Genomic DNA, 26,189 nt, shown 5'->3' with positions numbered 1-26,189 from the left:
GCGACATCTTATGCCTTCAATGGCGAGGAGCTGGCGACGCGGGGTGGTCGCGATGTGCTTCCCGTTCCAGCGCGTCGAGCGTGACTTTGTTGCCGCAATAGGCTTCGTAATGCTCGGCCAAGCTGCCCTCGGCGATATCGTGATCGCATTCGCTCTTGTGCCGGCACAAGGCGCAAACCCGTTCCAAATCGCGCATCACCAGCGGCTGGGCGCGCGCCAGCGCATCTTCGTCGATGCCGAGAACCTTCAGCAGCTGCGGTAATTCCTCGACTTTGTGCGGTCCCTGTCGCACCAATTCGTCGAGGTCGGACGATGTGACACCGAGATCATGAGCGATGCGACCGAATTCGGCGGCATCAAACTGGCACATCTCGGTGATCTCGCGCCGGTGCTTGAGCCAGTCGCCGAACATTTCGATCAACTTGTCGACTAACGGATAGGAATGAGTATGGGCCGTCATCGTGCCCTCCGCGGTTACCTGAAGTTGACGCGACAATTGCCGATCGGGACCGCAATCACATTGCGATAGATCAAGCCAATGCGGCCGCAAATTGTCGCGTGTCGACGAATTCTGTTTTGTAGTCAAGCCCTTGCAGGGGTCTAAAAAGATACCAGCAGCGTTGCGCCAAACGCAGCCTGGCCTCCGCCGAATCAGTCAGCGTTTGCTAGCACCGCGATCCGCTGCGTCGCGGGGACATCGAGCGGGCCGCTTCGGGCTGGCGACCGGCGGCGCTCGGGCGAACGTCGCTGACAGGGCATAGCGTCGGCTTCAGTTCTTCAAGGAAGATCGGTTTCGAGAAGTAGTAACCCTGCGCGTAGCGGATCTTGGTGGCAGCCTGCAAATAGGCCAGCTCCTCGAATGATTCGATCCCCTCTGCGATCACGGTCATACCGAGCGCTTCGCTGAGCGACTCGATGGCTTTCAGAATGCCCTGGCTGCGCGGGCGCTTGTGGATGTCGGTAATAAAGGAGCGGTCGATCTTGATCTCGTCGGCGGTGATGTCGGCCAGCGCCGACAGCGACGAATAACCGATGCCGAAATCGTCTATCGAAATGCCGACGCCGATCTTGCGCAGCAGCGGCAGAATTTCGCTCTGGAAGTGCGACTTGGCGACGAATGCGTCTTCCGTCACCTCGACGATGAAGCGCTCCGGACATTCGGTGGCCTCGAGCGCGTCGGCGAAGGAGCGCATGAATTCGGGGTTGCCGGCCTGCTTGGCGGCGACGTTGATGCTGATACTGGCACCGGCGCCGAAGGTGTCGTTGATCAGGTCGATCGATTTCATGATCTCCGCGAGAACCAGATGGGTGAGCTCGTCGATCAGGCCGAGTTCGACGGCGAGATCGACAAACGTGCCGGGCGCCTGGATCACGCCATCGTCATTGCGGAGCCGGACCAGCGCTTCGATGCCCTTGATTTCCCTGGTCCGGATATCGACCTTCGGCTGAAACGCGCAGCAGAACCGCTTGTCGAGAATCGCCTGGCGCAGCGATTGCTCGACCGCCATGCGTTCCAGCGCCTCTCGCTCCATCGCGACGTCGAAGATAACGGCGGCGCCCTTGGTCGCGCCCTTGACCTGGTACATCGCGATATCGGCGTTCTGGCGGAGTGCATCGTAGCTGCGGCCGTGCTCGGGATATATACTGACGCCGATCGACGCCGAGGCGAACAGTTCCGAGCCGTCGATGTAGAACGGCGCCTTCAGCCGTTGCAGCAGGAATTCGATGAACTCCGAGACTTCGTCCCGGCTCTGGATCGGGTTGAGCAGCAGCAGGAATTCGTCTCCACTGATGCGCGACAGCATGTCCGATTCGCGCAAATCCATTCCGAGCCGCTTCGCGAATCCGACCAGCAGCGCATCGCCGACCGCGTGGCCGTAGTAGTCGTTGATGTGCTTGAAGTTGTCGATATCGAGAAACGCCAGCGCAAAGCGGGCGGAGCCTCCCTCGTTCTGCAGCAGCGCATTGGCGTGTCGCTCGATCACGCTGCGGTTCGGCAGGCCGGTCAGTTCGTCGAAATAGGCCCGACGGAACAGTTCGTTTTCGACCGCTTTCTGATCGGTGATGTCGAGCGAACTGGACAGCAGCAGGGTTCTGTCCTCGACGCGGATCGGCCGGTGCGCGGACAACAACACCCGTCCGGCGCCGCTATCGCCGATCCGCTCCTCGCGTATCGCGGGCCGACCATCGCGCAGCAGATCGATGCCTGCCTGGCGACGACGCTGCAGCGCGTCGCTGGGCGACGCGGGATTCGCGCAATCTGCGAGCACGCCGGCGGGCCGGGTATCGTATTGCGCGGCGGCGGCTTCATTGACGATAAGGAAATCACCTTGCTCGTCCTGAACAGTAACGGCGGCGGGGAGCGTCCGGAGAATTTCTTTGAGGAGGTGCAGCTCGCTTCGGTCGCCCCGCCCGTCATTGGATATTTCCGGCGGAGCCGGTCGCGGGTCGGCGACGAGGGGGATCGAATCCACCAAGGTGGTCGACAGATTGGACTTTGCTGCGCTTGACATGGCGGCGCAGCATCGCAAGCTCTGTTGTAATATTGGTTAAGTGGCGACGCGAAAGACCGGTGCGGAACCCATCCAAGTCGATTTGAATTGCAGTCGCGCGAATTGTCATTAACAGAGTATCAACGGATAGGCTTAGCGGGCGGTCACAGCGCGCCGGCCATAGCAAAACGGGAGGACGGCATGGGACGGCTGAACGGCAAGGTCGCGGTGATCACCGGCGCGACGAGCGGCATCGGTCTGCGCACGGCCGAGATCTTTGTCGCTGAAGGTGCCAAGGTCGTGATCGCCGGGCGTCGCGCGCCGGAGGGTGAGGCGCTTGCCGCAAGACTCGGAGCGGCCTGCGTGTTCCGGCAGACCGACGTTACCGATGAACAGCAGGTGCGGGCGTTGATCGGCCAGGCGGTCGAATCGTTCGGCCGGATCGATTGCCTGTTCAACAATGCCGGCGGCCCGGCGCAGACCGGCGGCATCGAGGGCCTCGAGGTCGACCGTTTCGACGCCGCGATGGCGACTTTGCTCCGCAGCGTGATGCTGGGCATGAAACATGCCGCGCCCCATATGAAGAAGCAGGGCTCCGGCAGCATCATCAACAACGGCAGCATCGCCGGCAGGCTCGCGGGCTTCTCCTCGTCGCTGGTGTACGGCGCTGCCAAGGCCGCGGTGATTCACCTCACCAAATGCGTCGCGATGGAGCTCGGCGAATCCGGCATCCGGGTCAACAGTATTTCGCCGGGCGCGATCGCCACAGGGATTTTCGGCAAGGCGCTCGGCCTGTCGGTCGAAGCGGCCGAGAAAACCTCGGCGACGATGCGGGAGATCTACAAGACCGCGCAGCCGATCCAGCGCGCCGGCCTGCCCGACGACATCGCCCACGCTGCGGTGTTTCTCGCCAGCGACGATTCCAGCTTCATCAACGGCAATGACCTGGTGGTCGATGGCGGGATCACCGGCGGGCGCAACTGGACCGCCCAGCAGCAGGGCCTCGCGGCGCTGAAGCAGGCATTCGATCACGGCGAGGGATGAGAGACGCCGTCGTTGATATCGACCGCATCCATAAAAGGTGGCCCGCTTAACCTCTCCCATAGGGAGACGTGAAGAAGGCTACCGCAACGGCCTCAGCGTTACCTTCAACCCGTCCTTCGGCTTCGGGATTGGCCACATCTGCCAGTCGGAATTGTAGCCGGGTTCGAAGCTGACTTCGAGATTTTGCAACAGATGTCGTGCGAAGCATTTCGCCTGCATGTAGGCGAAATGCAGCCCGATGCACATATGGGCGCCGCCGCCGAACGGCACCCAGGCGAAGCGGTGGCGGCCGCGCTGCGCTTCGTCGGTGAAGCGCAGCGGATCGAAGCTGTCCGGATCGGGCCACACCTCCGGCATGTGATGGCTGAACAGCGGATTGATCGCCACCATGGTGCCGGCCGGGATCGCAAACCCCTTGAAGCTGAAATCCCGCGTGGCGCGGCGCGGGATCGACGGCACCGGCGGCCGTAGCCGCATCGCTTCCTTGAACGCCATCTCGGTCAGCGGCATCGCTTCGAGCTGCTCGAACGACAGCGGCTCGTTGGGACCGATCCCGAGCGCGGCGATCTCGTCGCGCAGTCGCTGCTGCCACTCCGGATTGGCGGCCAGTGCGGCGACGAACGAGGTCAGCGACGAGGTCAGGGTGTCATGCGCCGCCATCATCAGGAAGCTCATATGGTCGACGATGTCCTGGGTCGACAGCAGCGCGCCGTCCTCATGGGTGGCGCGGCACAGTTGCGAGAACAGATCGTCGCCGCCATTGGCGCGGCGGATCGGGATCTGCTCCGAAAAATACGCCACGATGCGCTTGCGGCCGCGGACGCCCCGCGCCATCGCGGTGCCCGGCCACGGCTTGCGGATCGGCGCCACCGAGGCCGCCACCATGTCGACGAAGGCGCGGGTGATATCGTCGGTCTCGGCGCCGATCGCGGTGCCGAGGAAGGAGGTGGCGGCGAGATCGAGCGTCAGCTGCTTCATCGCCGGATAGGCCAGCATCTCGCCGGGCTGGGCTTTCCACTGCGCCACCCGCTTGGCGATGCCGGCGTCGAGTTCGGCGAGATAGGAGTGCATCGGCCCGGCCTTGAACGCCACCGACAGCGCCCGCCGGTGCAGCCGGTGCTCCTCGAAGTCGAGCATCATCAGCCCGCGCGGAAACAGCAGGCCGAGAATCGTGCCCCAGCCATGGGTCGAGGAAAACAGCTTGGTATTGTCGAACAGCACCAGCTCGTTGGCCTCGGGGCCGAGCAGGGTGATGCTGGTCTCGCCCAGCACCCGGCTGCGATAGACCGGGCCGTAGGTCGCGGCCATCTTCTCGACCTGGCCTTTGGGATCGGCCAGCACCTCAAGGGTGCGGCCGATGATCGGCCAGCCCTCGTCGCCCGGAATATGGGCCAGCGCGCTGCGCTTCGGCGGCGCCATGTGGGATGCGAGCGACGAGTCCGCGATCTGAATCGACATGGGAGCTCCTTGGCGTTCCTGACTTGCCGGCTTGTTTCAGGCGGAAATCCCGCCCGACGCCGGCTTTGTTGCGAGGTTGTCGCGTTCGGGGATTTTTGGCAAGGCTGGATTGCTCACCGGGCTCAGCGCCCGGCGGTTGGTCCGGGGCTGTAGATCGCCATCGGCTCGGCGACGCCGCGCAGCGCATGGTCGCCGACATGATCAAGCGGTGTGTCGAGATGCCGCGCCGCCGCCGCGGTGATCAGGATGTCGCGGCCGATGATTTTCTGCAGCGCCTCCACCCGGCTGGCCTCGTTGACGGCCGGGCCGATCACCGTGAAATCGAGCCGTTCGGGGGCGCCGATATTGCCGAAAAAAACTTCGCCCTCGTGCAGCGCGATCCCGGCGCGCAACGGCCGCCAGCCGTCGATGCGGTCGAGCGGCGGCGGCGCGGCGCGGTTGAGTTGGTCGAGTCCGGCGATCGCCTGTTCGGCGGCGGCGAGCGCGGCGCGGGCCGCCGCCCGGGCACCGTCGCCGTCGCCGAGCGGAAACACCGCGAGCAGCCCGTCGCCCATGAATTTCAGCACCTCACCGCCATTGGCGAGCACCGCGCCGGCGAAGGTCTCGAAATAGGCGTTGAGCAGCGCGATCATGTCGGCGCCGGACAGCCGGCCCGACAGGTCGGTGAAGCCGCGCAGGTCCGACACCCAGATCATCGCCCGGATCGATTGGCCGGCGCCGCGGCCGATCTCGCCGCTCAGCACCTTGCCGGCCGCCACCGGCCCCAGATAGGCGTTCAGCGTGTTGGTGGCGATCCGCACCGCGATGTGCCGCTCCACATGCAGCATGAACAGCCGCAGCAGGCGCTTGATCTGCTCGACGTCGTCGTCGGCAAAGCCGTCCGGATCGATGGTCGCAAAGGTCACGGCGTGACGAAAGCGGTCGCCGCCGAGCGGCAGGGCCAGATACTCGGTGTAGCCGTTCGCGGCCAGCTCCCGCATGATCGGAAACTCCGCCTGGGCGTCCGGCCGTTGCGGATGACGCCGCAGCGGTTCACCGCTCTCGAAGATTCGCGACAGCGGATTGAGCTTGTAGGCATCGGTGCCGGCGGTGAAATGCCTAACCTTGACTTCGTCGCAGAGCCAATCGGAGCGGCGCCAGTTCCAGGCGAAGCCGAGCAATTGCGGATGCAGCGTGCCGATGTGCAGGCTGGCGCGGTCGAGAGGCAATCCCGCCGCCACCATGCGCCAGAGAAACGCCTCGTAGGTCAGCAGCAATTCGGGTTCGCTGCCGGCGTCATGAAGCAGCCAGTGCTCGATATCGGCATAGCTCGCCTCGGCGGGCGCGCAGGCTGCGCCCCGCGCCGAGCGCTTGATGACCGTCACGCCATCAGGATAGTTGCGCAGAATGGAAGGCGGAGCGCTGCTGTTCACGCATTCGAACCGGATTGAAACCCACAAGCCGTCAAGCGATTGATCGTCGCTCACCTCGATATAGGCGCCACCTCCGTTAAAGTCAGGGGCTCGCCCGCGGGTTCACCGCTTCTGCAGATCCGGCGCATTGATCAGCGGGATCGCCACGCGGCCAGGGCCGGTGAGCGGCAGCGCCGCGGCGGCCTTGTCGTTCTGCATGATCTTGGCCATCACCGCTTGCCCGGCGCGCTCAAAGACCTCGCGGTTCTCGATCACGTATTTTTGCGATTTGCGCAGCCCGTCCAGATAGCCGTTGATTTCCGGCACCACGTAGCGCGCCACCATGTCCCAGCTCCGTCGGGTGTTCTCCGGATTGGCCCAGTCGTGGACGAAGCCGATGATGGTGCCGACGCCGCCGGAGACGTCGATCAGGCTGCGGATGGTCTTCACCAGATCGTCGGGAGTGCCGATGGTGGAGGCGGCGCCTTCGCCGCCCGCGGTCTTCTCCACCGCGTCTTCCGGCGAGGTGAACGGGGTCAGGCCCGGCCGCTGCAGCGTGCCGACATTATATTCATTGTGCCAGCGCATCAGCCCGGGGCCGGCCTCGCGCCGCGCTTGTTCGCGGCTCTCTGCGATGTGCCAGCTCAGCAGCACCCGCCAATTGGCGCGGCTGACCGTGGTGCCGTATTTTTTCGCGGCGTCCTCGGCGAACCCCCATTGCGTCGGCAGCGCCATCAACCCCTGGGTCGACATCGAGCCCAGCGAAATGATGCCGATGCCGTATTTGCCGGCCAGCGTCATGCCGGAGGGCGAAATCTGCGACGCCACCACGAACGGCATCTCCTCCTGCAGCGGCAGGATCTGCAGCGCGGCGTCGTTCATGGTGAACCAGTCGGTCTTGGCGGTGACGCGCTCGCCATTGAACAACCGGCGGATCACCCCGATCGCCTCGTCCTGGCGATCGCGCTGGGTCATCGGATCAATCCCCAGCGTATAGGCGTCGGACGCCAGCGCGCCGGGGCCTGAGCCGAAGATGGCGCGGCCGCCGGTCATGTGGTCGAGCTGCACCATGCGCTGCGCGACGTTGAACGGGTGATGGTAGGGCAGCGACACCACGCCGGTGCCGAGCTTGATACGTTTGGTGCGTTCGCCGGCCGCGGCAAGGAACATTTCCGGCGAGGCGATGGTTTCCCAGCCCGAGGAATGATGCTCGCCGCACCAGAACTCGTCATAGCCGAGCGCGTCGAGCTGTTCGACGAAGTCGAGATCGCGGCGGAATTGCAGCATCGGGTGCTCGCCGATCGGATGATGCGGGGCGAGAAAGGCGCCGAATTTCAGGCGCGACGAGGGCTTGCTCATGGGGCTTCCTCATTTTGTTGTTGTTTATGCGCACCTTGTTAGGCCAGCCGCGCGCGGGTTTCAATCCGCCCGGCAGGGCGCCCGCGGCGCGCTGTCGCAGAGCAACATCTTGCGCGGCCACCGATGCGATCCCCATCTTGAAGGGTGCACCGCGCGCCAATTTCGCGCGGGCAGGAGAGGACAATGAGCTACTTCAAGACTGCGATGCTGCTGGCCGGCATGACCGCCCTGTTCATGGGCGTCGGCTATCTGATCGGCGGCGCGTCGGGCGCCACCATCGCGCTGGTGGTCGCCGCCGCCATGAACCTGTTCACTTACTGGAATTCCGACCGCATGGTGCTGTCGATGTACGGCGCCCACGAGGTCGATGTGCGTAGCGCGCCGGATCTGGTCAGGCTGGTTGCCGAGCTCGCCGGTCGGGCGCAACTGCCGATGCCGCGGGTGTTCATCATGGACAATCCGCAGCCGAATGCGTTCGCCACCGGCCGCAATCCGGAAAACGCCGCGGTGGCGGTCACCACCGGCCTGATGCAATCGCTCAGTCGCGAGGAACTCGCCGGCGTGATCGCGCACGAGCTCGCCCATGTGAAGAATCATGACACGCTGCTGATGACCGTGACCGCGACGATCGCCGGCGCGGTATCGATGCTGGCGCAGTTCGGCATGTTCTTCGGCGGCAACCGCGACAACAATAACGGCCCGGGCCTGATCGGCTCGCTGGCGCTGATGATCCTGGCGCCGCTCGGCGCCGCGCTGGTGCAGATGGCGATCAGCCGCACCCGCGAATACGCCGCCGATGAGATGGGCGCGCGGATCTGCGGCCAGCCGCGCTGGCTCGCCTCGGCGCTGGCCAAGATCGACAACGCCGCGCATCAGGTGCCGAACTACGAGGCCGAACGCACGCCCGCCACCGCGCACATGTTCATCATCAACCCGCTGTCGGGGCAGGGCATGGACAATCTGTTCGCGACCCACCCGTCGACGGAAAACCGGATCGCGGCGTTGCAGCAGCTGGCGGGCGAGCTGGGGCCGCGGGCGCCGTCGCCTCCGGCCGGAATGCCGCGCGGCCCGTGGAGCCGTCCGGCGCGCGGCAGCGGTGCGGCGCGCGGCCCGTGGGGCTGAGGCCGCCGCCGGCGTCGCGACCGGAACAATCCATCAAGTTTTAACGAAATCCGGATAGTCATTCCGGCGCATTCCAGAAAAGAACGCGAAGGTCCCGGTCCTGATGTGGCTGTCGAGCCGGGACCTTCATATTGTTCTGCTATCGCCGCGGCTCGCCGGCGCTGGCGGCGAGCCCACCCTACGGCACGTTTAACGTTCGCACCACGCGGAAGCTAGCGCCGGAGAGCACGTTCATGTCGTTGCGATAGCCGGAGCGTTGGGTGAGGGCTGCGCCGAACCAGCCACCGCCGCGCACCATGCGCCTGCTGCAGTCGCCCTCCAGCCAAGGTGAGCCGTCGGTGGGCGTGTCCTCATTGTAGCGCTTGTTGTAGCAGTCCTCGGTCCATTCCTCGGCATTGCCATTGACTTGGTAGAGGCCGAATTTATTCGGCAGATAAGAATCGACCGGCTTCGGTGCCTTGCTGGCGACGCCATAGGGGCCGCCGGGATAATTGTTGGTGGCGTCGTAATTGGCGTTCTGCGCCGAGATGGTCTTGCCGAACCAGAATGGCGTCGTGGTGCCGGCGCGGGTGAAGTATTCGCGCTCGGATTCGCTCGGCAGCCGGTAGGTGCGCCCGACCTTGCGTGACAGCCATGCGAGATAAGCTTTCGTGGCCTCGAAATTGATGCCGTGCGCAGGCATCCGGCCGCGGCCGAATTCGCGTTCATTGCCCTTCTCGCCGCCGCAACCGCCGTCAGCGAGACAGGCATCCCAATCGTCGAAGCTGATGGTGAAGCGACCGACCGCGAACGGCCGCGCGATGGTGACGCGATGCTGCGGGTCTTCGCCCTTGAGGCGATAGGGCTCGTCGGCCGGCGTCCCCATCGTGAAGCTGCCGGCTGGGACCACCACCATCTCCGGGCAGGTCTCGCATTCCTTGAAGCTATCCCTTGGCTTCAAGGTCTGCTCCTGTTCGGGCGTTAGCGGCTGGACGCCCTTGGTCGCAAAGATCTGCTGCGGAACGGTGGCTGGCCCTTTAACGGTTTCCTGGGACGGAATCGGCTGCGCGCGCTTCGACTTCGCCGAAGCGTCCCCGGCGATGGACAGCATCAGCGTTGCGGTCGCCGCCGCGGTCAGGCATTTGAAAAGCGGAGACATGCTCGATCCTTGAGATCCGGTGGAGCTGTCTGTCAGTCGCGCGTCAAGAGAACTGCGTTCAATCATGAGGCCGAAAGCGCCGCATCCGAATCCAGGCATCCGAGCCTGCAATCCTGGCCCCGGGTGGCCCGTGTGCCGATCAGATGATGGCGCTATCGATTGTCGCCAGCACCGGCTCTCTGCGCGGGATGCCCCGCGCCGCGTTGGTCCCATCGTAGGGATGTCGCCGCAACCGTCGCTGGGTTAATGCTGCGGTGCCGCGCGTCCGGGATCGCGCGCCGACGCATGCACGCCGACTAATCCGGTTCGGCCTGCGCCGGAAAAGGAATCCCTTGAATTAATCGAGCGGTTGGTTAATTTTACCGCCGCAAGCGCAGCAGGGCCGATCAAGAGCCTCGCGCGATCCGGGGAGCATGCGTGGACGGCACAATTTTCCTGTTTCTGCTGCAGGACGGCGTTATCAATGGCGCGGTCTATGCCCTCGTCGCCATCGCGCTGGTGCTGGTGTTCGGAGTCACGCGGGTCATCCTGGTGCCGCAGGGTGAGTTCGTGGCGTTCACCGCGCTGACCGTCGCCGCGCTCGAGAACGGCAACGCACCGCCGACCGCTTGGTTGCTGCTGGCGCTGGGCGGGCTTGCCGCTATTTCCGAACTGGTGCGCCACTTTCGCGATCTGACGGTGCGGCGCCTTGTAAGAATCGCGCTGTTCGACCTGGCGCTGCCGGTCGCGCTGCTGTTGCTGACCCGCGCGCTGGCGCCGATGAAACTGGGCCAGGTCGCCAATATCCTGCTCGCGATCACGCTGATCACCCCGATGGGGCCGATGATCTATCGGATCGCCTTCGCGCCGATCGCCCATTCCAGCGTGTTGGTGCTGCTGATGGCATCGTTCGGCGTGCATTTTTCGCTGATGGGTCTGGGGCTGGTGTTCTTTGGACCGGAGGGCACAGGTACCGCGCCGCTGTCGTCGCAATCCTTCGCGCTGGGCGACCTGGTGGTGACCGGACAGAGCGTCGCGGTGGTGGCGGTGACAGGGTTGCTGCTGGTGCTGTTCGCGATCTTCTTCGGACGCACGCTGCTCGGCAAGGCGCTGCGGGCCTGTTCGTCGAACCGGATCGGCGCGCGGCTGGTCGGGATTCCGACCGGCGCGGCCGGCCAGATCGCTTTCGCGCTGGCGGCGCTGCTCGGCGCAGTTTCCGGCGTGCTGGTCGGCCCGCTGATGACGGTGGCCTACGATAGCGGCTTCCTGATCGGCCTGAAGGCGTTCGTCGCCGCGATCCTCGGCGGGCTGGTGAGTTATCCGCTGACCGTGCTGGCGGCGCTCGGCGTCGGCTTCGCGGAAGCGCTGTTTTCGTTCTGGGCCAGCAATTTCAAGGAAGTCCTGGTGTTCACCTTGATCATTCCGGTGCTCGCATGGCGCTCGGTCTATGCGCCGCATGCCGAGGAAGCGGAATGAAGCTGCCGCGCTCCTCCCTGATTCAGGCCGCGTGCGCGGTCGCGATCCTGATCCTGCCGTTTACCGGGCTGATACCGGATTACTGGATCACGCTTTTCAACTATATCGGCATCTCCAGCCTGGTGGCGATCGGCCTGGTGCTGCTGACCGGCGTCGGCGGTATGACCTCGTTCGGACAGGCCGCGTTCGTCGGCTTCGGCGCCTATACCACCGCGGTGCTGACGGTGCAGTACGGACTGTCGCCGTGGCTGACCCTGCCGCTCGCGGTCGTGGTGACGATGATCGCCGCGGCACTGATCGGCGCCGTCACCGTGCGATTGAGCGGCCACTATCTGCCGCTCGGCACCATCGCCTGGGGCATCGCGTTCTTCTACCTGTTCGGCAACATCAGTTGGCTCGGCGCCCATGACGGCATGTCGGGGATTCCGCCGTTGCGGCTCGGCAGCCACGCGCTGATCCATCCGCGCGACTATTTCGTCGTGGTGTGGATCGCGGTGGTCCTCGCCGTAGTCGCAACGCAGAATCTGCTCGGCGGCCGGGTCGGGCGCGCGATCCGGGCGTTGCGGCGCAGCACGCGCGCGGCGGAGGCGTTCGGCGTCAACACCGCCGGCGCCAAGCTGATGGTGTTCGTCTATGCGGCAATGCTGGCGGGGCTGGCCGGCTGGCTCTATGCGCATTTCCAGCGCTCGGTGTCGCCGGGTCCGTTCGGCATCACCGCCGGCACCGAATATCTGCTGATGGCGGTGCTGGGCGGCGCCGGACGAGTTTACGGCGCGATCCTCGGCGCCGCCGGCATCACCTTCCTGCGCGATCAGTTGCAGGATCTGCTGCCGTGGCTGCTCGGCCATACCGGGAACTACGAGATCATCGCGTTCGGCGCGGTGCTGGTGCTGATCCTGCAGACCTCGCCGAACGGGTTGTGGCCGATCCTGTTCGGGCCGCCGTCGGCGCCGAAATTGCCGCAACCGCGCGCCGGACAGCATTTGCCCGAGCGCGAATTGCCCGCGCCGGGAACGCCGCTGTTGCAGGCCGAGCAGGCGCAGAAGTCGTTCGGCGGGCTTGTCGCCGTCAACGCCGTCTCGTTCGAGGTCGAATGCGGCCGGATCATCGGGCTGATCGGTCCGAACGGCGCCGGCAAGAGTACCACCTTCAACCTGATCACCGGGGTGCTGCCGCTGACCTCGGGCCGGATCGAATTCGAGGGCCATCCATTACAGGCGCAGACCCCGCAGCGCGCCGCGGCGCTCGGCCTCGCTCGCACCTTCCAGCATGTCGAGATCGTCGCCGACATGAGCGTGATCGAGAATGTCGCACTCGGCGCCAATCTGCGTGGGCATGCCGGTGTGCTGCGGTCGATCTTCCGGCTCGATCGCGCCGAGGAGGCGCTGCTGTTCGCCAGTGCGATGCGACAGCTCGACCGTGTCGGTCTTGCCGAGGTGGCGTTCGAGCCCGCGGGTACGTTGGCGCTCGGGCAGTTGCGGCTGGTCGAGGTGGCGCGCGCGCTGTGCCTCAATCCGGTGCTGCTGCTGCTCGACGAACCCGCCGCCGGGCTGCGGGTCGGCGAGAAGAAGGCGCTGGCACGGCTGCTGCGCGAGGTCCGCGCCGAGGGCGTCAGTGTGCTGCTGGTCGAGCACGACATGGATTTCGTCATGAGTCTCGCCGACCGGCTGGTGGTGCTGGATTTCGGCACCAAGATCGCCGAGGGCGCGCCGGCCCTGATCCGCCAGGACCCGGTGGTGCTGGAAGCCTATCTCGGGGGCGTGTCATGACCGCGCCGCTGCTCGATGTCCGCGGTCTCAGCGTCGCCTATGGCCGCGCCGAGGTGGTGCACGACGTCTCGATCGCGGTGACGCAGGGCGCGCTGGTCACCGTGATCGGCGCCAACGGCGCCGGCAAGACCACGCTGCTGAACGCCATCATGGGCCTGCTGAAGGCGCGGGGCCGGATCGAATTCCGCGGCGCCGATGTCAGTTCGGTGGCGCTGGAGTCGCGGGTCAAGGCCGGGCTTTGCCTGGTGCCGGAACGGCGCGAATTGTTCGCCGACATGCCGGTCGAGGACAATCTGCTGCTCGGCGGGTTTCGCCGGACCCGCGCCGAACGCAGCCAGACCATCGAGCAGATCTATGCGCGACTGCCGCGGCTGAAGGAGCGGCGCGAACAGTTGGCCGGCACCCTGTCGGGCGGCGAACGCCAGATGCTGGCGATGGGGCGCGCGCTGATGGCGCGGCCGACGCTGCTGATGCTGGACGAGCCGAGCCTCGGGCTGGCGCCGCGGATCGTGCGCGACGTATTCCACATCCTCACTGATCTGCGCCAGACTGGGGTATCGATCCTGTTGGTCGAGCAGAACGCGCGGGCGGCGCTCGAGGTCGCCGACTATGCCTATGTCATGGAGCTCGGTGCCATTACCAAGCAGGGCTCCCCGACAGACATCGCCCAGGATCCGAGACTGGTCGAAAGCTATCTCGGCCTGGGCGGAAATGAGTACTGAATCAAAAGCAGCAATGGAGGACGTCATGCTACGCAGGAACAGTTGGATGATCGTGTTGGCGACCGTGGCGACGGCGGTGAGCGTCGGCAGCGCGCAGGCGCAGATCAAGGTGGGAATCACCATGAGCGCGTCCGGGCCGGGCGCGGCGCTGGGGCAACCGCAATCGAAAACCGTCGCGGCATTGCCGAAGGAAATCGGCGGCCAGAAGATCACTTACTTCGCGCTCGACGACGAATCCGACCCGACCAAGGCGGCGCAGAACGCCCGCAAGCTGATTTCCGAAGAAAAGGTCGACGTGATGATCGGCTCCTCGCTGACCCCGGTCAGCCTGCCGCTGATCGATATCGCCGCCGAATCCAAGACGCCGCTGATGACGATGGCTGCCGCCGCCGTCCTGGTCGCGCCGATGGATGACAAGCGCAAGTGGGTCTACAAGGTGGTGCCGAACGACGACATCATGGCCAACGCGATCGCCAAATACATCGCCAAGACCGGCGCCAAGACGATCGGCTATATCGGCTTCTCCGATGCCTATGGCGAGGGCTACTACAAGGTGCTCGCCGCGGAGGCGCCAAAACTCGGCCTGACGCTGACCACCCACGAGGTCTATGCGCGCAGCGATGCCAGCGTCACCGGCCAGGTGCTGAAGATCATCGCCAGCAAGCCCGACGCGGTGTTCATCGCCGCCGCCGGCACGCCGGCGGTGCTGCCGCAGAAGGCGCTGCGCGAGCGCGGCTACAAGGGGCCGATCTTCCAGACCCACGGCGTCGCCACCGAGGAATTCATCAAGCTCGGCGGTAAGGACGTCGACGGCGCGATCTTCACCGGCGAGGCCTTCAGCGGCGCCGAGGACATGCCGGCCGACAGCCCGTTCCGCAAGGTCAAGGCGCGCTTCGTCGACGCCTACAAGGCCGCCAATGGCGGCGCGGCGCCGACCATCTTCGGCGTCCATCTGTGGGACTCGATGACGCTGGTCGAGAATGCGATTCCCGAGGCGCTCAAACTCGCCAAGCCCGGCACGCCGGAATTCCGTGCCGCGATCCGCGATCAGATCGAGAAGTCGAAGGATCTCGCGCTCAACGACGGCCTGTCGAACATGACCCCCGACAACCACAACGGCTATGACGAGCGTTCGGCGTTCCTGATCAAGATCGAGAACGGCGCGTTCCGTCTGGTGAAGTAAGGCTGCGGCTGCGCTGGACCTCATCCTGAGGAGCCGCGCTCTTGCGCGGCGTCTCGAAGGATGAGGTTTGGGCGACGCTCGGCCTCATGGTTCGAGACGCGCGCCGCATAGCGGCGCGCTCCTCACCATGAGGGTACTGTTCCGCAAGTCGGAACGGCTTACGCCGGTACGTTGTCGCCGAGATATTGGATCGCTGCCGCGGTGCCGCCGGCGCCGTGCGGGATCCGCAGCGCAGTGAGTCCCATCTCGATGACGCCGAGCGTGCCCAGCATCATCGGCGCGTTGACGTGGCCCATATGGGCGATCCGGAACGCCTGGCCGGACAGGTCGCCGATGCCGACGCCCAGTACCACGCCGCATTTCTCCTTGCAGTAACGCTGTAACGCCACCGGATCGGTGCCGTTGGCGACCAGTACCGTGGTGACGGTGTCGGCGCGCTCGGCCGGGTCCTCGATGTTGAAGCTCAGCACCTGGCCCTCGGCCCAGACCGCGACCGCGCGGCGCACCGCCGCGGCAAGCAGGCGATGGCGCAGGAACACATTGTCGAGCCCCTCGGCGAACAGCATGTTGAGCGCCTGGCGCAGCGCGAACAGCAGGTGCACCGGCGCGGTGCCGGCATATTTCTGGTAGTGCTCCGGCCCTTCGCGCTGGGTCCAGTCCCAATACGGCGTGCGCAGGCCAGCGCTGCGGTGTACCTCGCGCGCGCGATCGCCGACCGCGACAAAGCCGAGGCCGGGCGGCGACATCAGGCCTTTCTGCGAGCCCGACATTGCGACGTCGATGCCCCAGGCATCCATCTCGAATGGCATGCAGCCGAGCGACGCCACCGCGTCGACCATGAACAGCGCCGGATGGCCGGCGGCCTTGATTGCCCGGCCGATTGCCGCGATGTCGTTGAGCACGCCTGACGCGGTGTCGACCTGCACCACGAGGATCGCCTTGATGCTGTGGTCCTTGTCGAGACGAAGCCGGGCTTCGACTTCGGCCGGCCGCACCGCGCGCCGGTAGCTGCCCTGCAGGATCTCGACCTCGGCGCCCATCGCGGCGGCGGCGCTGCCCCAACCCATCGCGAAGCGGCCACTCTCCAGCACCAGCACCTTGTCGCCGCGCGACAGCACGTTGCTGAGCACGGCCTCCCAGGCGCCATGGCCGTTGGCGATGTAGATATAGGACCGGCCCTTGGTCGCGAACAGCTTGCTGAGATCGCGATGCAGGCTGTCGGACAGCTCGACCATGGCGTCGGAGTAGATGTCGAGCGCCGGGCGATGCATCGCCTGCAGCACCTCGTCGGGCATTGTGGTGGGCCCGGGAATCGCGAGAAATTCCCGTCCGGCGCGAACGACCATTGATGTGATTCCTTGGCTTGCGATTGCTGTCGGCGATGGATGCAGCCTGCGGCGCTGCAATTCAAGTCGCGGCGCGCGATTTTCGCCGCCGTCCGCCGCGTCCCGGCCGGATCTAACGTCTGGTTTCGCGGCAGCCAGCCTCCTCGGCCTCCTGCACCGAACAGAACCATCGGGTGCCCTTGCTGATCGTCATCTTGATCTTCGCATACCAGCGGCTGGTCGGCTTGTGGTAGATGCAGACACCGGAGCGGTTGACGTTGCCCTTGATGGTGCATTCGGGCGAGGGCGCGACCGGGCCCGACGCCGATGCCAGCAGGATCGCAATGGCGCTGGCCGGGACCTTGGCGGTGCCGAGAATCGCGGTCTTCTTGTTGCGGACGCGCCAGTCCCACGGAGCGATGAAGGCGCCCTGCCACATCCCCAGCTTGGCGGCGCGCGCGGCCTTCTGGTCCTCGTCATAGGCGTGTGAAAACTGCACATAGGCCAGCGCCCAGCCGCTCTTCACCATCCATTGCTGGACGTCTTCGCCGTCGACTTCGCATTTGGCGACCGAGCGGCCGAACCGGTCGATCCGCAGCAGGTGACAGTTCCAGCTCTTGTTTCCGACATGGCGCGCCAATTCATCGCGCGCGGCCACGCCGCAGGTCCAGCGCTCGCCCTTCGGATCGAGGCAAAGTTGATCCAGCCCCGGCGCATCGATGCCGGCCATCCGGATTCGGGTGCGGCCGATCAGAACCTGATCGCCGTCGTGGATCTTGGGAATGCCGGAGACGTCGGCGGCGTTTGCCATGGCGGGCAGCAGCAGGACCGCGAGCGCGAAAACAAGGTTCTTCAACATGCATGGACCATTTCAGCAAACCGACGGTTCATTCGCGGGCTTGCGCTGCGCAGCAGGTCTGCCGATTGTGGTGTCAATTTGACCTTGGCACCAGCGCCGGCTTTGCGCCGGGCTTCAACTTCGCGCGAGTCCGGCCGATTCATGCACCAGCGGGACGCTGCATCATCATCTTGCGCGCCAGCGCCAGGCCCATCAGCACGAATGCCGAGGTCACCTCGGGACCGCCGACCAGGATCCGGGTCGGCGTCTTCATCTTGTTCCACTCGTAGGCCTTGAACGGGCCATGCCGGCCGCCTTCGCCGAGCGCATTGAGGATACAATGCAGCGCGGGGACGAAGTGCGCCTGCTCGGCGCCGAGATGGCCCAGGGCGATCAGCGCCAGGGCGGCGTCGAACGGGTTCATTTCGGCGGTCACTAATTCGTCCTGGACATAGTCCAGCACCTTGCCGCGAACGATCTCGAAGGTTCCCTCGGGGTCGATCGCCCGTTGCGCATGCTCCGGCAGCGCGCGGAACGCCGCATAGCAGCGGCCGAAATAGGCGCAATACAGTTCCGGCAGGTAGTAGACGTGCGATTTCGGATCGGTAAACGCGCCGCTCGACACCAGTCGCCGATGAAAGCCGACGATCCGCCGCACGGTATCCAGACGCTTCGGAGTCTCGATGATCTGCCACCGCGCGCAATTGCGGAAGCTGACTTCGAGCACGTCGAGATTGAGGGTCGGATCTAGATCGTTGCCGAACGGCCGCTCGCCGGCAAGGTTGTCGATCCAGGTGGCGATGGCGCCATCATAGTCGATGTGGTCGTTGAGCGGCACCGTCACCAGCGGCTCATTGGCACCGCCACGGACCTGATAGCCGGCATAGAAGTCGATCAGCGGCTGATCCAGCATCGGGTCGGTCGACCCGACCTGGGTCGCGGCGGAAATCGAACAGGCGGTGGTGTCGCAATCCGGTACGTAGATGCCGAAGCCGAGATCCTGCTTGATCCGCGCGAAGAAACGGCTGAAGCGCGGATGCGGCGGCGGCGCCAGCGCGGTGACGACGCTGAAGGGGCTGCCGTCCGGCGCGCGCACCTCCTCGCGGCTGATCTTCAGGCAGAAATCGATCATGTCGGCGATCATCTTGCGTGACGCAGCGACGTCATCGGGCGACCCCAGCCCGGTGTCGATGAAGCTCAGTAGCGCCTCGACAAAGAACGCATCATAATAGGCCGAGCGATGCCGGATCTGCATCGGCTCCCACATCGGTTCGGCGATTCCGATCCATGGCGGGTTGATCAGCTCGCCGGCGGGTGAGCGTGCGATGAACACCCGCGCCAGGTTGAACAGCAGCGTCGAATTCTTGTAGCCGCGCGAATTGAGCCCGGTCAGCGCCGCCACGAATTCGCGGCCGCGCAGGTCGGGATCGCCGATCAGATTGAACGCGGCGTAGGTCGGAACGAAGCCGTTGCGGTCGTAGGATCGTAACAGATGGTCGCCGCAGGCGCGGATCGCGCTGTCGATGTCGGCCGGCCTCGGCATCCGCGCCGGGGTCGTGATCCGCTTCGGACGGGGATGCTGCAGCTGAATTGTATCGAGCAGGTCCGCGACAGGCTTGCCGATCTCGGTCCAGTCCGGGGCCTGCTCGTCGCGGGCGCGGGTCAGCGCGTCGCGCAGCGCGCGGAAGCGGACGGCATCGCGCAATTCAGGCAGCCCGGCTCGCCGCAGCAACGGGCGCAGCGCCGGATTGCCGAGAGCGGTCTTGTAGAATTTCGCGATGTGCGCATCGCCGCCCTTGCGGCCCAGAAAGACCGGGTCGCACAGATCGTACAGCGATGGACCTTCCTTCTTGGTGGTCAGCGCCCGATACGCGGCGCCGGCCATATGTCGAACATTCATGGCACTCTTTCCGTGCCGGCCGGTCGCACGTCCTCAGCAACGCAGCACCAAGCTGCGCCGTCTTCCGGCCCGCAAGCTATCGAGAAATCGCACGAGCCGCGCAGGAATACAAATGTGCGGCAGGTCACGGCCATCGCACGCAGCCGGGACCAGCATCGCCGCCAACATCAGATCGCCGCAACGGCGACGAGCGGCCCAACGGAGAGCGTCACGATCCGCCAGCAGACCTTTTCCGAAGCAGCATCGATTGTGTTGTGTTGATTGAACTCGCTATGGTTGTCGCAGCGGGCAGCTATGCATGTGCCGGAGGTCGGCGCTGGCTTTCCCAAGCAAACTATTCTGGCCGTGCGGCAGCGGAATCCCAGCATTCATGGCATTTCCGCCTGTGTTCGCAAGCAAAAGGCCAGTCTAGGCTCCGCCTGCAGGGCAGTTTTTGGCAAATAACGGCGCCGGGCTTGCCCAGTCGCTGGCGGCAAGGTAATTCTTTTTTATGGTGCGATGCCGCAAATAGAGCGCAATTGCCCCGCATTGGGTTCCCGAACCCTGAAAACCGAACCGGCTTTGGCGCGATATACGCTCGCGTCCCAAGGAATGACTGAAAATGAACATGCGGCAGCTTGGCTTTTCTCGCCGTTCGGTCACCACCGCCGCAGCGTTGGTCGGATTGGTATCGCTGGCGCTCGGAGCGCACGCCGCGCTGAATAAGCGCGCGCTCGATGCAGCCAAGGCGACCGAGGCCGCCGCGATTTATGGCACCGAGCACAAGGCATCCCGGCTGGCGTTGGTGATCGGAAATGGCCACTACCCCGATGCCGGCGAGCCGCTCAGCCAGCCGATCAATGATGCGCGGTCGATGACTGGTGCGTTGCGCGCGGAAGGTTTTGACGTCGATGTCGTCGAGGACGCCACCCGGGACGACATGGTGCGCGCCGTGGATCGACTGAAGGCCCGCATCAAGCCGGATTCCGTTGTGATGCTGTTCTTCGGCGGATTCGGGATCCAGTCCGGCCGCGAGAGCTATATGATTCCGGTCGACGCAAATATCTGGAAGGAACGCGACGTGCGGCGCAACGGGCTCAGCGTCGAGTCGGTTCTGGGTGCGATGAAAGAGCGCGGCGCCCAGGTCAAACTGGCGATCATCGATGCGTCGCGACGCAATCCCTACGAGCGCCGCTTCCGCTCGTTCTCCCACGGACTGGCGCCGATCAACCCGCCGGACAACGCGCTGGTCCTGTCCTCCGCCACCCCCGGCAAGGTCGCGGACGACGCCGAGGGGCAGAACAGCCTACTGGTCACCGAACTGCTCAAGTCGATCGAGTCGCCGGCGGTCAGTGCGGAAGCCGCATTCACCAAGACCCGAAGCGCCGTGTCGCAGGCGTCCGACGGCCGTCAGGTGCCGGCGGTATCGTCGTCGCTGGTCGACGATGTGGCGCTCGGCGCGCCGGTCGCCTCAGCGGTTCCGAAGGCCGGCGGCTAATCCCGCTGCCGATCTGATCCGCGGACCGGTTCGGTCCGCGACTATTCAGGTCTGTTGCCGCAGCGGAGACTACGCGACGCGCGTCGCCTCAGTTCGACTGCAGCACGAAGCGGCGGTTGTCCTTCTGTGCCGGCCGCGCATTCATCTGATAAAGCCTCGCGAACGCGGCGATGTCCTCCTTCGCCACCTCGATCGGATTGGTCAGCACCATCCAGTCGACGATTTCCGAGCAGGGCGGCGTCGTCAGCGAGCCTTCATAGCGATAGTAGCTCAGCTTTTCGGGCAGCAGCGCGTTGGGGTTGATTGCAGGGTCGGCCTTGACCGCCGGGCCTTCGTTCTCCGGCATGGTCGATACGATCTGGTGGAATGCTGCGTTGGTCTTGCCGGCCTCCATCAAGACGCCGACAACGCCGAGTCCGCCGGACGCCGAGCGATGCACGAAATGCGCTTCCATCGGGAAATTCTTGCCGTCGATCATATGCTCGCTCGGACGGTGGAAGTGCAGCTGCAGTAGGCCGAATTTGACGGTGCCAAGCTTCAGCGAGCTGCCTTCGGCGAAATTCAGCTGAATCGTGTGACCATTGTTGATGATGGTTTCGGCCTTGTCGGCCCAGCTGATTTCGAGCGGAAAAAGGTCCGATCTTATTGTTGCGCTGATGTCGATGGGCGATTGCTGCGCGCCGATCGAACAAACCTGGTTGGCGGCGTCAAGATCGCCCCATTTGGCCGGCCCGGCCTCGCCCTCATAGCCCCAATGATGCGCACCGTCGGCGGCAAAACCGGTGGACACACAGATCGGACAAAGCGCAAGGCCCGCCAAGGCCTTCAATGCGTGACGGCGATTCATGACTACTCCTCAGCTCGGTTCTGGGGGGACCTGATATTTGATGTCGACGACCGTACCAATTGCGCCGATGCAACTACACTGGCAAAATTAGGGGCTGGCGCAAAGCCTATTTGCTATTGGCTAGCCCACACAATTCGGGCGATCCATTCGACCTCGGCAGGCGACAATGTTCGGTCGGGGTGGCTGGGATTCAGCGACTGCAGTTCGACGATCTTGGTGGTCCGGCGTTTCAGCTCCTTGACCATCACCTCGCCGTCCGTGGTCTTGACCACGACGCGATCGCCGCGCCGGATCGGGGTACCAGGCGAGACCACGATGACGTCACCGTCACGGTAGGCGGGTTTCATGGAGTCGCCGGAGATCTCCAGCGCGTAGGCGTGCTCGTCATTGACCGACGGCAGGCCGACTTCGTCCCAGCCCTTGCCGACCGGAAATCCGCCATCGTCGAAATAGCCGCCAGATCCCGCCTGTGCGAAGCCGAGCAGCGGTACCGACTGCACGGTGCGGGCGCGATTGTCGATTAGCTGCACGAAAGAATCGATCGCGGTGTTGGTGGCGGCGAGCGCCTTGGCCACCGATTCGGTGGAGGGCCAGCGCTCGCGGCCGTCATTGGTGATGCGTTTGGATTTGTTGAAGGTGGTGGGATCGAGGCCGGAGCGCTTGGCGAGGCCCGAAGGCGACAGGCCGGCCCGCTCCGCGAGGCGATCCAATGCCGTCCAGATCTGATCGTGAGTCAGCATGTGCGTCACTGCATCCTGAGCTCCGGGATAGCCGGGGCGGGGTGAGAGCGGCTTGACAAGACTAGGAATTATTACCTTAATGCGAGGCGCTCCGCAATCCTGTGCAGCAACAAAAACGCTGCCCTTGAAGTGAGCGGGGGCCGTCGATACGGTCAACCGCGGCCCGGAGATTGCAGTCAACCGAAGGTGCCGGGCGACCGTCGGCCGGCGCGGCAAGGCGTCGTGCAACCAACCAGCCGCAGCAGGATTCCGGGCCCTTGCGCACGATTTACAAGATTTGTGACGCTTCGGCCTGGCGCGAAGCCGAACGGCAAGGCGTGTTCCGCGGCAGCGCCGACGATGCCCGCGACGGCTTCATCCATTTCTCCACCGCAGCACAGGTCCCGGGCACTGCGCGGAAACATTATTTCGGCAAGACCGGGCTGTTCCTGATCGCGGTCGATGCCGACGCGCTCGGCGACGCGTTGCGCTGGGAGCCGTCGCGCGACGACGAATTGTTTCCGCATCTGTATGGCGACCTCGATCTCGGCGCGGTCACCGCGATCCTCGAGCTGCGCGCGCGTGCCGACGGCAGCCACGACGTCCCGGAGCTCGCGCAATGATCCGCGCCTTCGATGCGTTCTCCTTGCCGCTGCTGCGCTGGTTCGACCCGGAGGACGCCCACCGGCTGGCGATCCAGGGCTTGCGCCTGCTGCCGCAGGTGCGGCCGCTGCCGGACGACCCGAAACTGGCGGTGCGCGCCTTCGGCCTGAATTTTCCCAATCCGGTCGGGATCGCGGCCGGCTTCGACAAGAATGCCGAGGCGCCGGACGCGCTGCTGCGGCTGGGCTTCGGCTTCGTCGAAATCGGCACGGTGACGCCGCGCCCGCAAACCGGCAACCCGCGACCGCGGCTGTTCCGGCTGGAACGCGACGAGGGCATCGTCAACCGCATGGGCTTCAACAATGACGGCGCCGACGCGGTGCTGCGGCGGCTGGCGGCGCGCGCGCATCTCGGCGGCATCGTCGGCGTCAATGTCGGCGCCAACAAGGACAGCGACGATCGCGTCGCCGACTACGTCAAGCTGATCGAGACTTTCGCGCCGGTGGCGAGCTACTTCACCGTCAACGTGTCGTCGCCGAACACGCCCGGCCTGCGCAATCTGCAGCAGGCAGCGGCGCTGGACGATCTCTTGGCCAAGGTGATCGAGGCCCGCGAGAGGGTGCGGCAGAACGCTGGCGATACGCCGGTGCTGCTGAAGATCGCGCCGGATCTGACCCTGAACGAACTCGACGACGTGGTCCACGTCGCCCGCTCGCGGCGCGTTGACGGCATGATCGTGGCCAATACCACGCTGGCGCGGCCGCCGACCTTGCGCGATCGGGTCCGCTCGAAGGAGCAGGGCGGATTGAGCGGCCGGCCGCTGTTCCGGCTCTCGACCCGGATGGTGGCGGAGACCTATGTCCGCGCCGAGGGCGCGTTTCCACTGATCGGAGTCGGTGGCATCGACTCCGGCGGGGCGGCGCTCACCAAGATCCGCGCCGGCGCCAGCCTGATCCAGCTCTATTCGGCGCTGATCTACAAGGGGCTCGGCCTGGTGGAGAGCATCAAGACCGACCTCGCCTCGACGCTGCTGCGCACCGGCCGCGATGCGCTGTCCGAAATCGTCGGCGCCGATGCGCCCACCATCACCGCCGAAGACTGGCCGATCTGAGGTTCGTCATTCCGGGGCGCGCGCAGCGATAGCTGCGTGCGAACCCGGAATCTTGCAGTTATCACCGTGTCGCGAGATTCCAGGTTCGCTCGGCCTGTGGCCTCGCGCCCCGGAATGACAACTCTTACAATTCCACGATCAGCCCGTCGCTCGCCGCCATGTGCGGCAGCGTGTCGAGCCGGCGCAGCATGTCGTCGCTCATATGGGTCAGCACCAGCCGCTTCGGGTTGATCTCCGGCAAATGGGTTTCCAGCATTTTCAGGCTGAGGTGATTCTTCACGATCTTGTCGTGGTAATAGGCCTCGGCGATGAACAGGTCGGCGTCGTGCGCGGCGCTCACCAATGTATCGGTCCACTGGGTGTCGCCGCTATAGGCGATGGTGCGGCCTTCGGCCTCGACCCGGTAGGCGAAGAACGGCCCGCCGGAATCGCCATGGACCACCGGGAACGGCGTTACCTTCACGGCGCCGAATTCGCGCGCCTGGCCCGGTTCGAGCGACACCACCGACAACTCGTATCCTGGCTTGGTCGCCGAGGAGTGCTCGAACAGCGCCTCCATCAGCCGCGTCAGCCGGATGTCGATGCCAGAAGGGCCGGCGATCACCAGCGGTCGCTTGCGCTTGGCGAACTGGGCGTCGAGCAGCAGGAACGGCAGCCCGCCGAAATGATCGCCGTGGAAATGGGTGATCAGGATCAGGTCGAGGTCGTCGCGCGAAATCCCGTAGCGCTTCAGTGCGGCCAGCGACGAGGCTCCGCAATCGATCAGGAAATTGACCCGCTCGCCGCTGACGTGGAAGCAGGTATTGAGCCTGCCGCCGGACCCTAGCGCGTCGCCGCAGCCGACAAACCGCAGTTGCATCGCTTGCTCCGTTGATCTGACGCATCGCCGGGAACCGGCGGCCGGAAATCTGCTCTACGCCGTTCCCCGTGGAAACGAAACCCGTACCATCGCCGGATAGCGCAGCGCCTGCAGCGCGCCACGGCACAGCAGGAACAGCAGCAGCGCGCTCCACAGCCCGGCATTGCCGAACGGCGCCAGCAGATAGAGGGCCGCCAGATAGGCGGCGAATGCCGCCAGCATCAGGTTGCGCATCTCGCGCGCCCAGGTGGCGCCGATATAGATGCCGTCATAGCAATAGGCCGCGACGCCGCAGACCGGCGCCAGTGCCGCCAGCAGCATGGCCTCGCGCGCAGCGACCCGGATCTCGGGACTGGCGGTGATGATATCGATCAGCGTGTTGCCGAACAGCGCGAACAGCGCCGTCACCGCGGCGCCGAACAGCGCGCTCCAGATCAGCACCAGCCTCACCGCGCGCGCGAAGGCGCGGCGGTCGCGGGCGCCGAAACTCTGGCCGCACAGCTGCTCGGCGGCGTTGGCGAGGCCGTCGAGAAAGAACGAGCCGATCATCAGGAAATTGTTCAACACCGCGTTGGCGGCCAGCGTCAGGTCGCCGGCGCGGGCGCTCTGCGACGCGAAGATCAGGAACGCCGCGATCAGCGCGGCGGTGCGGATCATGATGTCGCGGTTCATCACCAGCAGCCGTAGCAGCCGGGCGCGATCCAGCAGCACGGCGCGGGACACGCCCAGGCGTCGACCGAGGAACTGCCAGGCCACGATCAGGCCGACGATGAAGCCGCCGGTCTCGGCCGCCACCGTGGCGATCGCGGCGCCGGCGATGCCCTGGCCGGCGGCGAGCACCAGCACCGCCGTCAGCGCCATGTTGACGCAGTTGATGCCGACCTGGATCGCCAGCGCGATCCCGGTGCGGGCCTGGCCGACCAGCCAGCCGAGCAGCACATAGTTGCCGAGCATCAGCGGCGCCGACCACAGCCGGATGAAGAAGTACTGCCGCGCCGCCGCGGTCACGGCTTCGCTGCCGCCCATCACCCAGAAGGTCAGCGCGGCCAGCGGCGTGCGCAGTGCGATCAGCAAGAGGCCGATGGCAAGCCCGAGCAGCAAAGCGCGAGCCAGCACCGCGCGGACTTCGATGCGGTCGCCGGCGCCGAGCGCCTGCGCGGTGAAGGCCAGCGTCGCCATCCGCAGGAAGCCGAACAGCCAAAAGATGCAGTCGAACGCCACCGAGGCCAGCGCCACGCCGCCGAGCAGATGCGGATCGCCGAGCTGACCGATCGCAGCGGTGGAGACGATGCCGAGCAGCGGGGTGGTGAGATTGGCCAGCATCGCCGGGCCGGCGATCGCAAAGACGCGCCGGTTGGTGACGGCGGAAGCGGAAGA

The 26,189-nt window shown here is 65.3% G+C and carries 22 protein-coding genes; 9 read left to right on the top strand and 13 right to left on the bottom strand.

The annotated features are described in order from the left end of the window. Positions 1-16: 16 nt before the first annotated feature. Together HXX15_RS05065 and HXX15_RS05060 are read right to left on the bottom strand one after the other, a co-directional pair. Positions 17-460 carry a hypothetical protein gene (locus HXX15_RS05065; protein ID WP_296513314.1) on the bottom strand — a complete coding sequence of 148 codons (444 nt, stop codon included), beginning with the start codon at positions 458-460 and terminating at the stop codon, positions 17-19. A gap of 205 nt (positions 461-665) precedes the next feature. Next, complete coding sequence (locus HXX15_RS05060; RefSeq protein WP_296513312.1) at positions 666-2,513, bottom strand: EAL domain-containing protein; 1,848 nt, start codon at positions 2,511-2,513, stop codon at positions 666-668. Between the two features lie 180 nt (positions 2,514-2,693). Between HXX15_RS05060 and HXX15_RS05055 the strand changes: the two genes are divergently transcribed. Then, positions 2,694-3,536 (top strand): SDR family oxidoreductase, encoded by an 843-nt coding sequence (locus tag HXX15_RS05055; RefSeq protein ID WP_296513309.1) that lies wholly within the window; start codon positions 2,694-2,696, stop codon positions 3,534-3,536. Between the two features lie 78 nt (positions 3,537-3,614). On the opposite strand, the gene HXX15_RS05050 is transcribed toward HXX15_RS05055, so the two are convergent. The 3 genes from HXX15_RS05050 to HXX15_RS05040 all read right to left on the bottom strand — a co-directional run bounded on the left by HXX15_RS05050 (position 3,615) and on the right by HXX15_RS05040 (position 7,744). Then, positions 3,615-4,994 carry a cytochrome P450 gene (locus HXX15_RS05050; RefSeq protein ID WP_296513307.1) on the bottom strand — a complete coding sequence of 460 codons (1,380 nt, stop codon included), beginning with the start codon at positions 4,992-4,994 and terminating at the stop codon, positions 3,615-3,617. A gap of 122 nt (positions 4,995-5,116) precedes the next feature. After that, positions 5,117-6,358, bottom strand: coding sequence for an adenylate/guanylate cyclase domain-containing protein (locus HXX15_RS05045; protein WP_296513305.1), 1,242 nt, complete (start codon positions 6,356-6,358; stop codon positions 5,117-5,119). A 150-nt stretch (positions 6,359-6,508) separates the two neighbouring features. Next, on the bottom strand, positions 6,509-7,744 hold the full coding sequence (locus HXX15_RS05040) for an LLM class flavin-dependent oxidoreductase (RefSeq protein ID WP_296513302.1): 1,236 nt from the start codon (positions 7,742-7,744) through the stop codon (positions 6,509-6,511). A 183-nt stretch (positions 7,745-7,927) separates the two neighbouring features. Between HXX15_RS05040 and htpX the strand changes: the two genes are divergently transcribed. After that, positions 7,928-8,866, top strand: a complete 939-nt coding sequence (htpX, locus tag HXX15_RS05035) for a zinc metalloprotease HtpX (protein WP_296513300.1) — start codon at positions 7,928-7,930, stop codon at positions 8,864-8,866. A gap of 178 nt (positions 8,867-9,044) precedes the next feature. Here htpX and HXX15_RS05030 read toward each other — a convergent pair whose 3' ends face one another. After that, entirely contained in the window at positions 9,045-10,004 is a 960-nt protein-coding gene (locus tag HXX15_RS05030) for an SUMF1/EgtB/PvdO family nonheme iron enzyme (RefSeq protein ID WP_296513298.1), read from the bottom strand. A 417-nt stretch (positions 10,005-10,421) separates the two neighbouring features. On the opposite strand from HXX15_RS05030, the gene HXX15_RS05025 reads away from it, so the two are divergent. The 4 genes from HXX15_RS05025 to HXX15_RS05010 are packed head-to-tail and all read left to right on the top strand — an operon-like array spanning position 10,422 to position 15,133. Then, entirely contained in the window at positions 10,422-11,459 is a 1,038-nt protein-coding gene (locus tag HXX15_RS05025) for a branched-chain amino acid ABC transporter permease (protein ID WP_296513295.1), read from the top strand. Beyond that, a complete protein-coding gene (locus tag HXX15_RS05020) occupies positions 11,456-13,228 on the top strand; it encodes a branched-chain amino acid ABC transporter ATP-binding protein/permease (protein WP_296513293.1) in 1,773 nt (590 codons plus the stop codon). The genes HXX15_RS05025 and HXX15_RS05020 overlap by 4 nt, the downstream gene beginning before the upstream one ends. Beyond that, a complete protein-coding gene (locus tag HXX15_RS05015; RefSeq protein ID WP_296513290.1) occupies positions 13,225-13,950 on the top strand; it encodes an ABC transporter ATP-binding protein in 726 nt (241 codons plus the stop codon). The genes HXX15_RS05020 and HXX15_RS05015 overlap by 4 nt, the downstream gene beginning before the upstream one ends. Before the next feature lie 46 nt (positions 13,951-13,996). Next, a complete protein-coding gene (locus tag HXX15_RS05010; protein ID WP_296513287.1) occupies positions 13,997-15,133 on the top strand; it encodes an ABC transporter substrate-binding protein in 1,137 nt (378 codons plus the stop codon). Positions 15,134-15,291: 158 nt separating this feature from the next. Here the strand turns inward: HXX15_RS05010 and HXX15_RS05005 are convergent, their stop codons facing one another. From HXX15_RS05005 to HXX15_RS04995, 3 genes are all read right to left on the bottom strand, one after another. Continuing rightward, on the bottom strand, positions 15,292-16,479 hold the full coding sequence (locus tag HXX15_RS05005; RefSeq protein ID WP_296513284.1) for an aminotransferase class V-fold PLP-dependent enzyme: 1,188 nt from the start codon (positions 16,477-16,479) through the stop codon (positions 15,292-15,294). 112 nt (positions 16,480-16,591) lie between these two features. After that, positions 16,592-17,317: a thermonuclease family protein gene (locus HXX15_RS05000; RefSeq protein WP_296513282.1), complete on the bottom strand. Its 726-nt coding sequence runs from the start codon at positions 17,315-17,317 to the stop codon at positions 16,592-16,594. 139 nt (positions 17,318-17,456) lie between these two features. Continuing rightward, complete coding sequence (locus HXX15_RS04995; RefSeq protein ID WP_296513279.1) at positions 17,457-19,196, bottom strand: hypothetical protein; 1,740 nt, start codon at positions 19,194-19,196, stop codon at positions 17,457-17,459. Positions 19,197-19,797: 601 nt separating this feature from the next. Here HXX15_RS04995 and HXX15_RS04990 point away from each other — a divergent pair. Continuing rightward, a complete protein-coding gene (locus HXX15_RS04990; RefSeq protein WP_296513276.1) occupies positions 19,798-20,673 on the top strand; it encodes a caspase family protein in 876 nt (291 codons plus the stop codon). A gap of 88 nt (positions 20,674-20,761) precedes the next feature. Here HXX15_RS04990 and HXX15_RS04985 read toward each other — a convergent pair whose 3' ends face one another. After that, entirely contained in the window at positions 20,762-21,520 is a 759-nt protein-coding gene (locus HXX15_RS04985; protein WP_296513273.1) for a carbonic anhydrase, read from the bottom strand. A gap of 113 nt (positions 21,521-21,633) precedes the next feature. After that, positions 21,634-22,260: a helix-turn-helix transcriptional regulator gene (locus HXX15_RS04980; protein ID WP_296513271.1), complete on the bottom strand. Its 627-nt coding sequence runs from the start codon at positions 22,258-22,260 to the stop codon at positions 21,634-21,636. 257 nt (positions 22,261-22,517) lie between these two features. On the opposite strand from HXX15_RS04980, the gene HXX15_RS04975 reads away from it, so the two are divergent. Further along, positions 22,518-22,862, top strand: a complete 345-nt coding sequence (locus HXX15_RS04975) for a DUF952 domain-containing protein (protein ID WP_296513269.1) — start codon at positions 22,518-22,520, stop codon at positions 22,860-22,862. Beyond that, the gene (locus HXX15_RS04970; RefSeq protein WP_296513266.1) at positions 22,859-23,953 is read left to right on the top strand and encodes a quinone-dependent dihydroorotate dehydrogenase; all 1,095 of its coding nucleotides are present in this window, start codon (positions 22,859-22,861) and stop codon (positions 23,951-23,953) included. Before HXX15_RS04975 ends, HXX15_RS04970 begins: the two co-directional genes overlap by 4 nt. A 124-nt stretch (positions 23,954-24,077) precedes the next feature. Here the strand turns inward: HXX15_RS04970 and HXX15_RS04965 are convergent, their stop codons facing one another. Continuing rightward, positions 24,078-24,812, bottom strand: a complete 735-nt coding sequence (locus HXX15_RS04965) for an MBL fold metallo-hydrolase (protein ID WP_296513264.1) — start codon at positions 24,810-24,812, stop codon at positions 24,078-24,080. Positions 24,813-24,866: 54 nt separating this feature from the next. Next, positions 24,867-26,135 carry an MATE family efflux transporter gene (locus HXX15_RS04960; RefSeq protein WP_296514842.1) on the bottom strand — a complete coding sequence of 423 codons (1,269 nt, stop codon included), beginning with the start codon at positions 26,133-26,135 and terminating at the stop codon, positions 24,867-24,869. Positions 26,136-26,189 lie beyond the last annotated feature (54 nt).

Origin of the sequence: Rhodopseudomonas sp., assembly GCF_013377015.1 — a bacterium.
Lineage (GTDB): Bacteria > Pseudomonadota > Alphaproteobacteria > Rhizobiales > Xanthobacteraceae > JARJEH01.
The sequence above is the reverse complement of the archived record's forward strand: the minus strand, read 5'-3'. Positions and strand labels throughout refer to the sequence as shown.

Bases quoted from the DNA above. Each gene is read 5' to 3' on its own strand.
- HXX15_RS05065 (WP_296513314.1), bottom strand. From the start codon at position 460: ATGACGGCCCATACTCATTCCTATCCGTTAGTCGACAAGTTGATCGAA.
- HXX15_RS05060 (WP_296513312.1), bottom strand. From the start codon at position 2,513: ATGTCAAGCGCAGCAAAGTCCAATCTGTCGACCACCTTGGTGGATTCG.
- HXX15_RS05055 (WP_296513309.1), top strand. From the start codon at position 2,694: ATGGGACGGCTGAACGGCAAGGTCGCGGTGATCACCGGCGCGACGAGC.
- HXX15_RS05050 (WP_296513307.1), bottom strand. From the start codon at position 4,994: ATGTCGATTCAGATCGCGGACTCGTCGCTCGCATCCCACATGGCGCCG.
- HXX15_RS05040 (WP_296513302.1), bottom strand. From the start codon at position 7,744: ATGAGCAAGCCCTCGTCGCGCCTGAAATTCGGCGCCTTTCTCGCCCCG.
- htpX (WP_296513300.1), top strand. From the start codon at position 7,928: ATGAGCTACTTCAAGACTGCGATGCTGCTGGCCGGCATGACCGCCCTG.
- HXX15_RS05030 (WP_296513298.1), bottom strand. From the start codon at position 10,004: ATGTCTCCGCTTTTCAAATGCCTGACCGCGGCGGCGACCGCAACGCTG.
- HXX15_RS05020 (WP_296513293.1), top strand. From the start codon at position 11,456: ATGAAGCTGCCGCGCTCCTCCCTGATTCAGGCCGCGTGCGCGGTCGCG.
- HXX15_RS05015 (WP_296513290.1), top strand. From the start codon at position 13,225: ATGACCGCGCCGCTGCTCGATGTCCGCGGTCTCAGCGTCGCCTATGGC.
- HXX15_RS05010 (WP_296513287.1), top strand. From the start codon at position 13,997: ATGATCGTGTTGGCGACCGTGGCGACGGCGGTGAGCGTCGGCAGCGCG.
- HXX15_RS05005 (WP_296513284.1), bottom strand. From the start codon at position 16,479: ATGGTCGTTCGCGCCGGACGGGAATTTCTCGCGATTCCCGGGCCCACC.
- HXX15_RS05000 (WP_296513282.1), bottom strand. From the start codon at position 17,317: ATGTTGAAGAACCTTGTTTTCGCGCTCGCGGTCCTGCTGCTGCCCGCC.
- HXX15_RS04995 (WP_296513279.1), bottom strand. From the start codon at position 19,196: ATGAATGTTCGACATATGGCCGGCGCCGCGTATCGGGCGCTGACCACC.
- HXX15_RS04990 (WP_296513276.1), top strand. From the start codon at position 19,798: ATGAACATGCGGCAGCTTGGCTTTTCTCGCCGTTCGGTCACCACCGCC.
- HXX15_RS04985 (WP_296513273.1), bottom strand. From the start codon at position 21,520: ATGAATCGCCGTCACGCATTGAAGGCCTTGGCGGGCCTTGCGCTTTGT.
- HXX15_RS04980 (WP_296513271.1), bottom strand. From the start codon at position 22,260: ATGCTGACTCACGATCAGATCTGGACGGCATTGGATCGCCTCGCGGAG.
- HXX15_RS04970 (WP_296513266.1), top strand. From the start codon at position 22,859: ATGATCCGCGCCTTCGATGCGTTCTCCTTGCCGCTGCTGCGCTGGTTC.
- HXX15_RS04965 (WP_296513264.1), bottom strand. From the start codon at position 24,812: ATGCAACTGCGGTTTGTCGGCTGCGGCGACGCGCTAGGGTCCGGCGGC.
- HXX15_RS04960 (WP_296514842.1), bottom strand. From the start codon at position 26,135: ATGCTGGCCAATCTCACCACCCCGCTGCTCGGCATCGTCTCCACCGCT.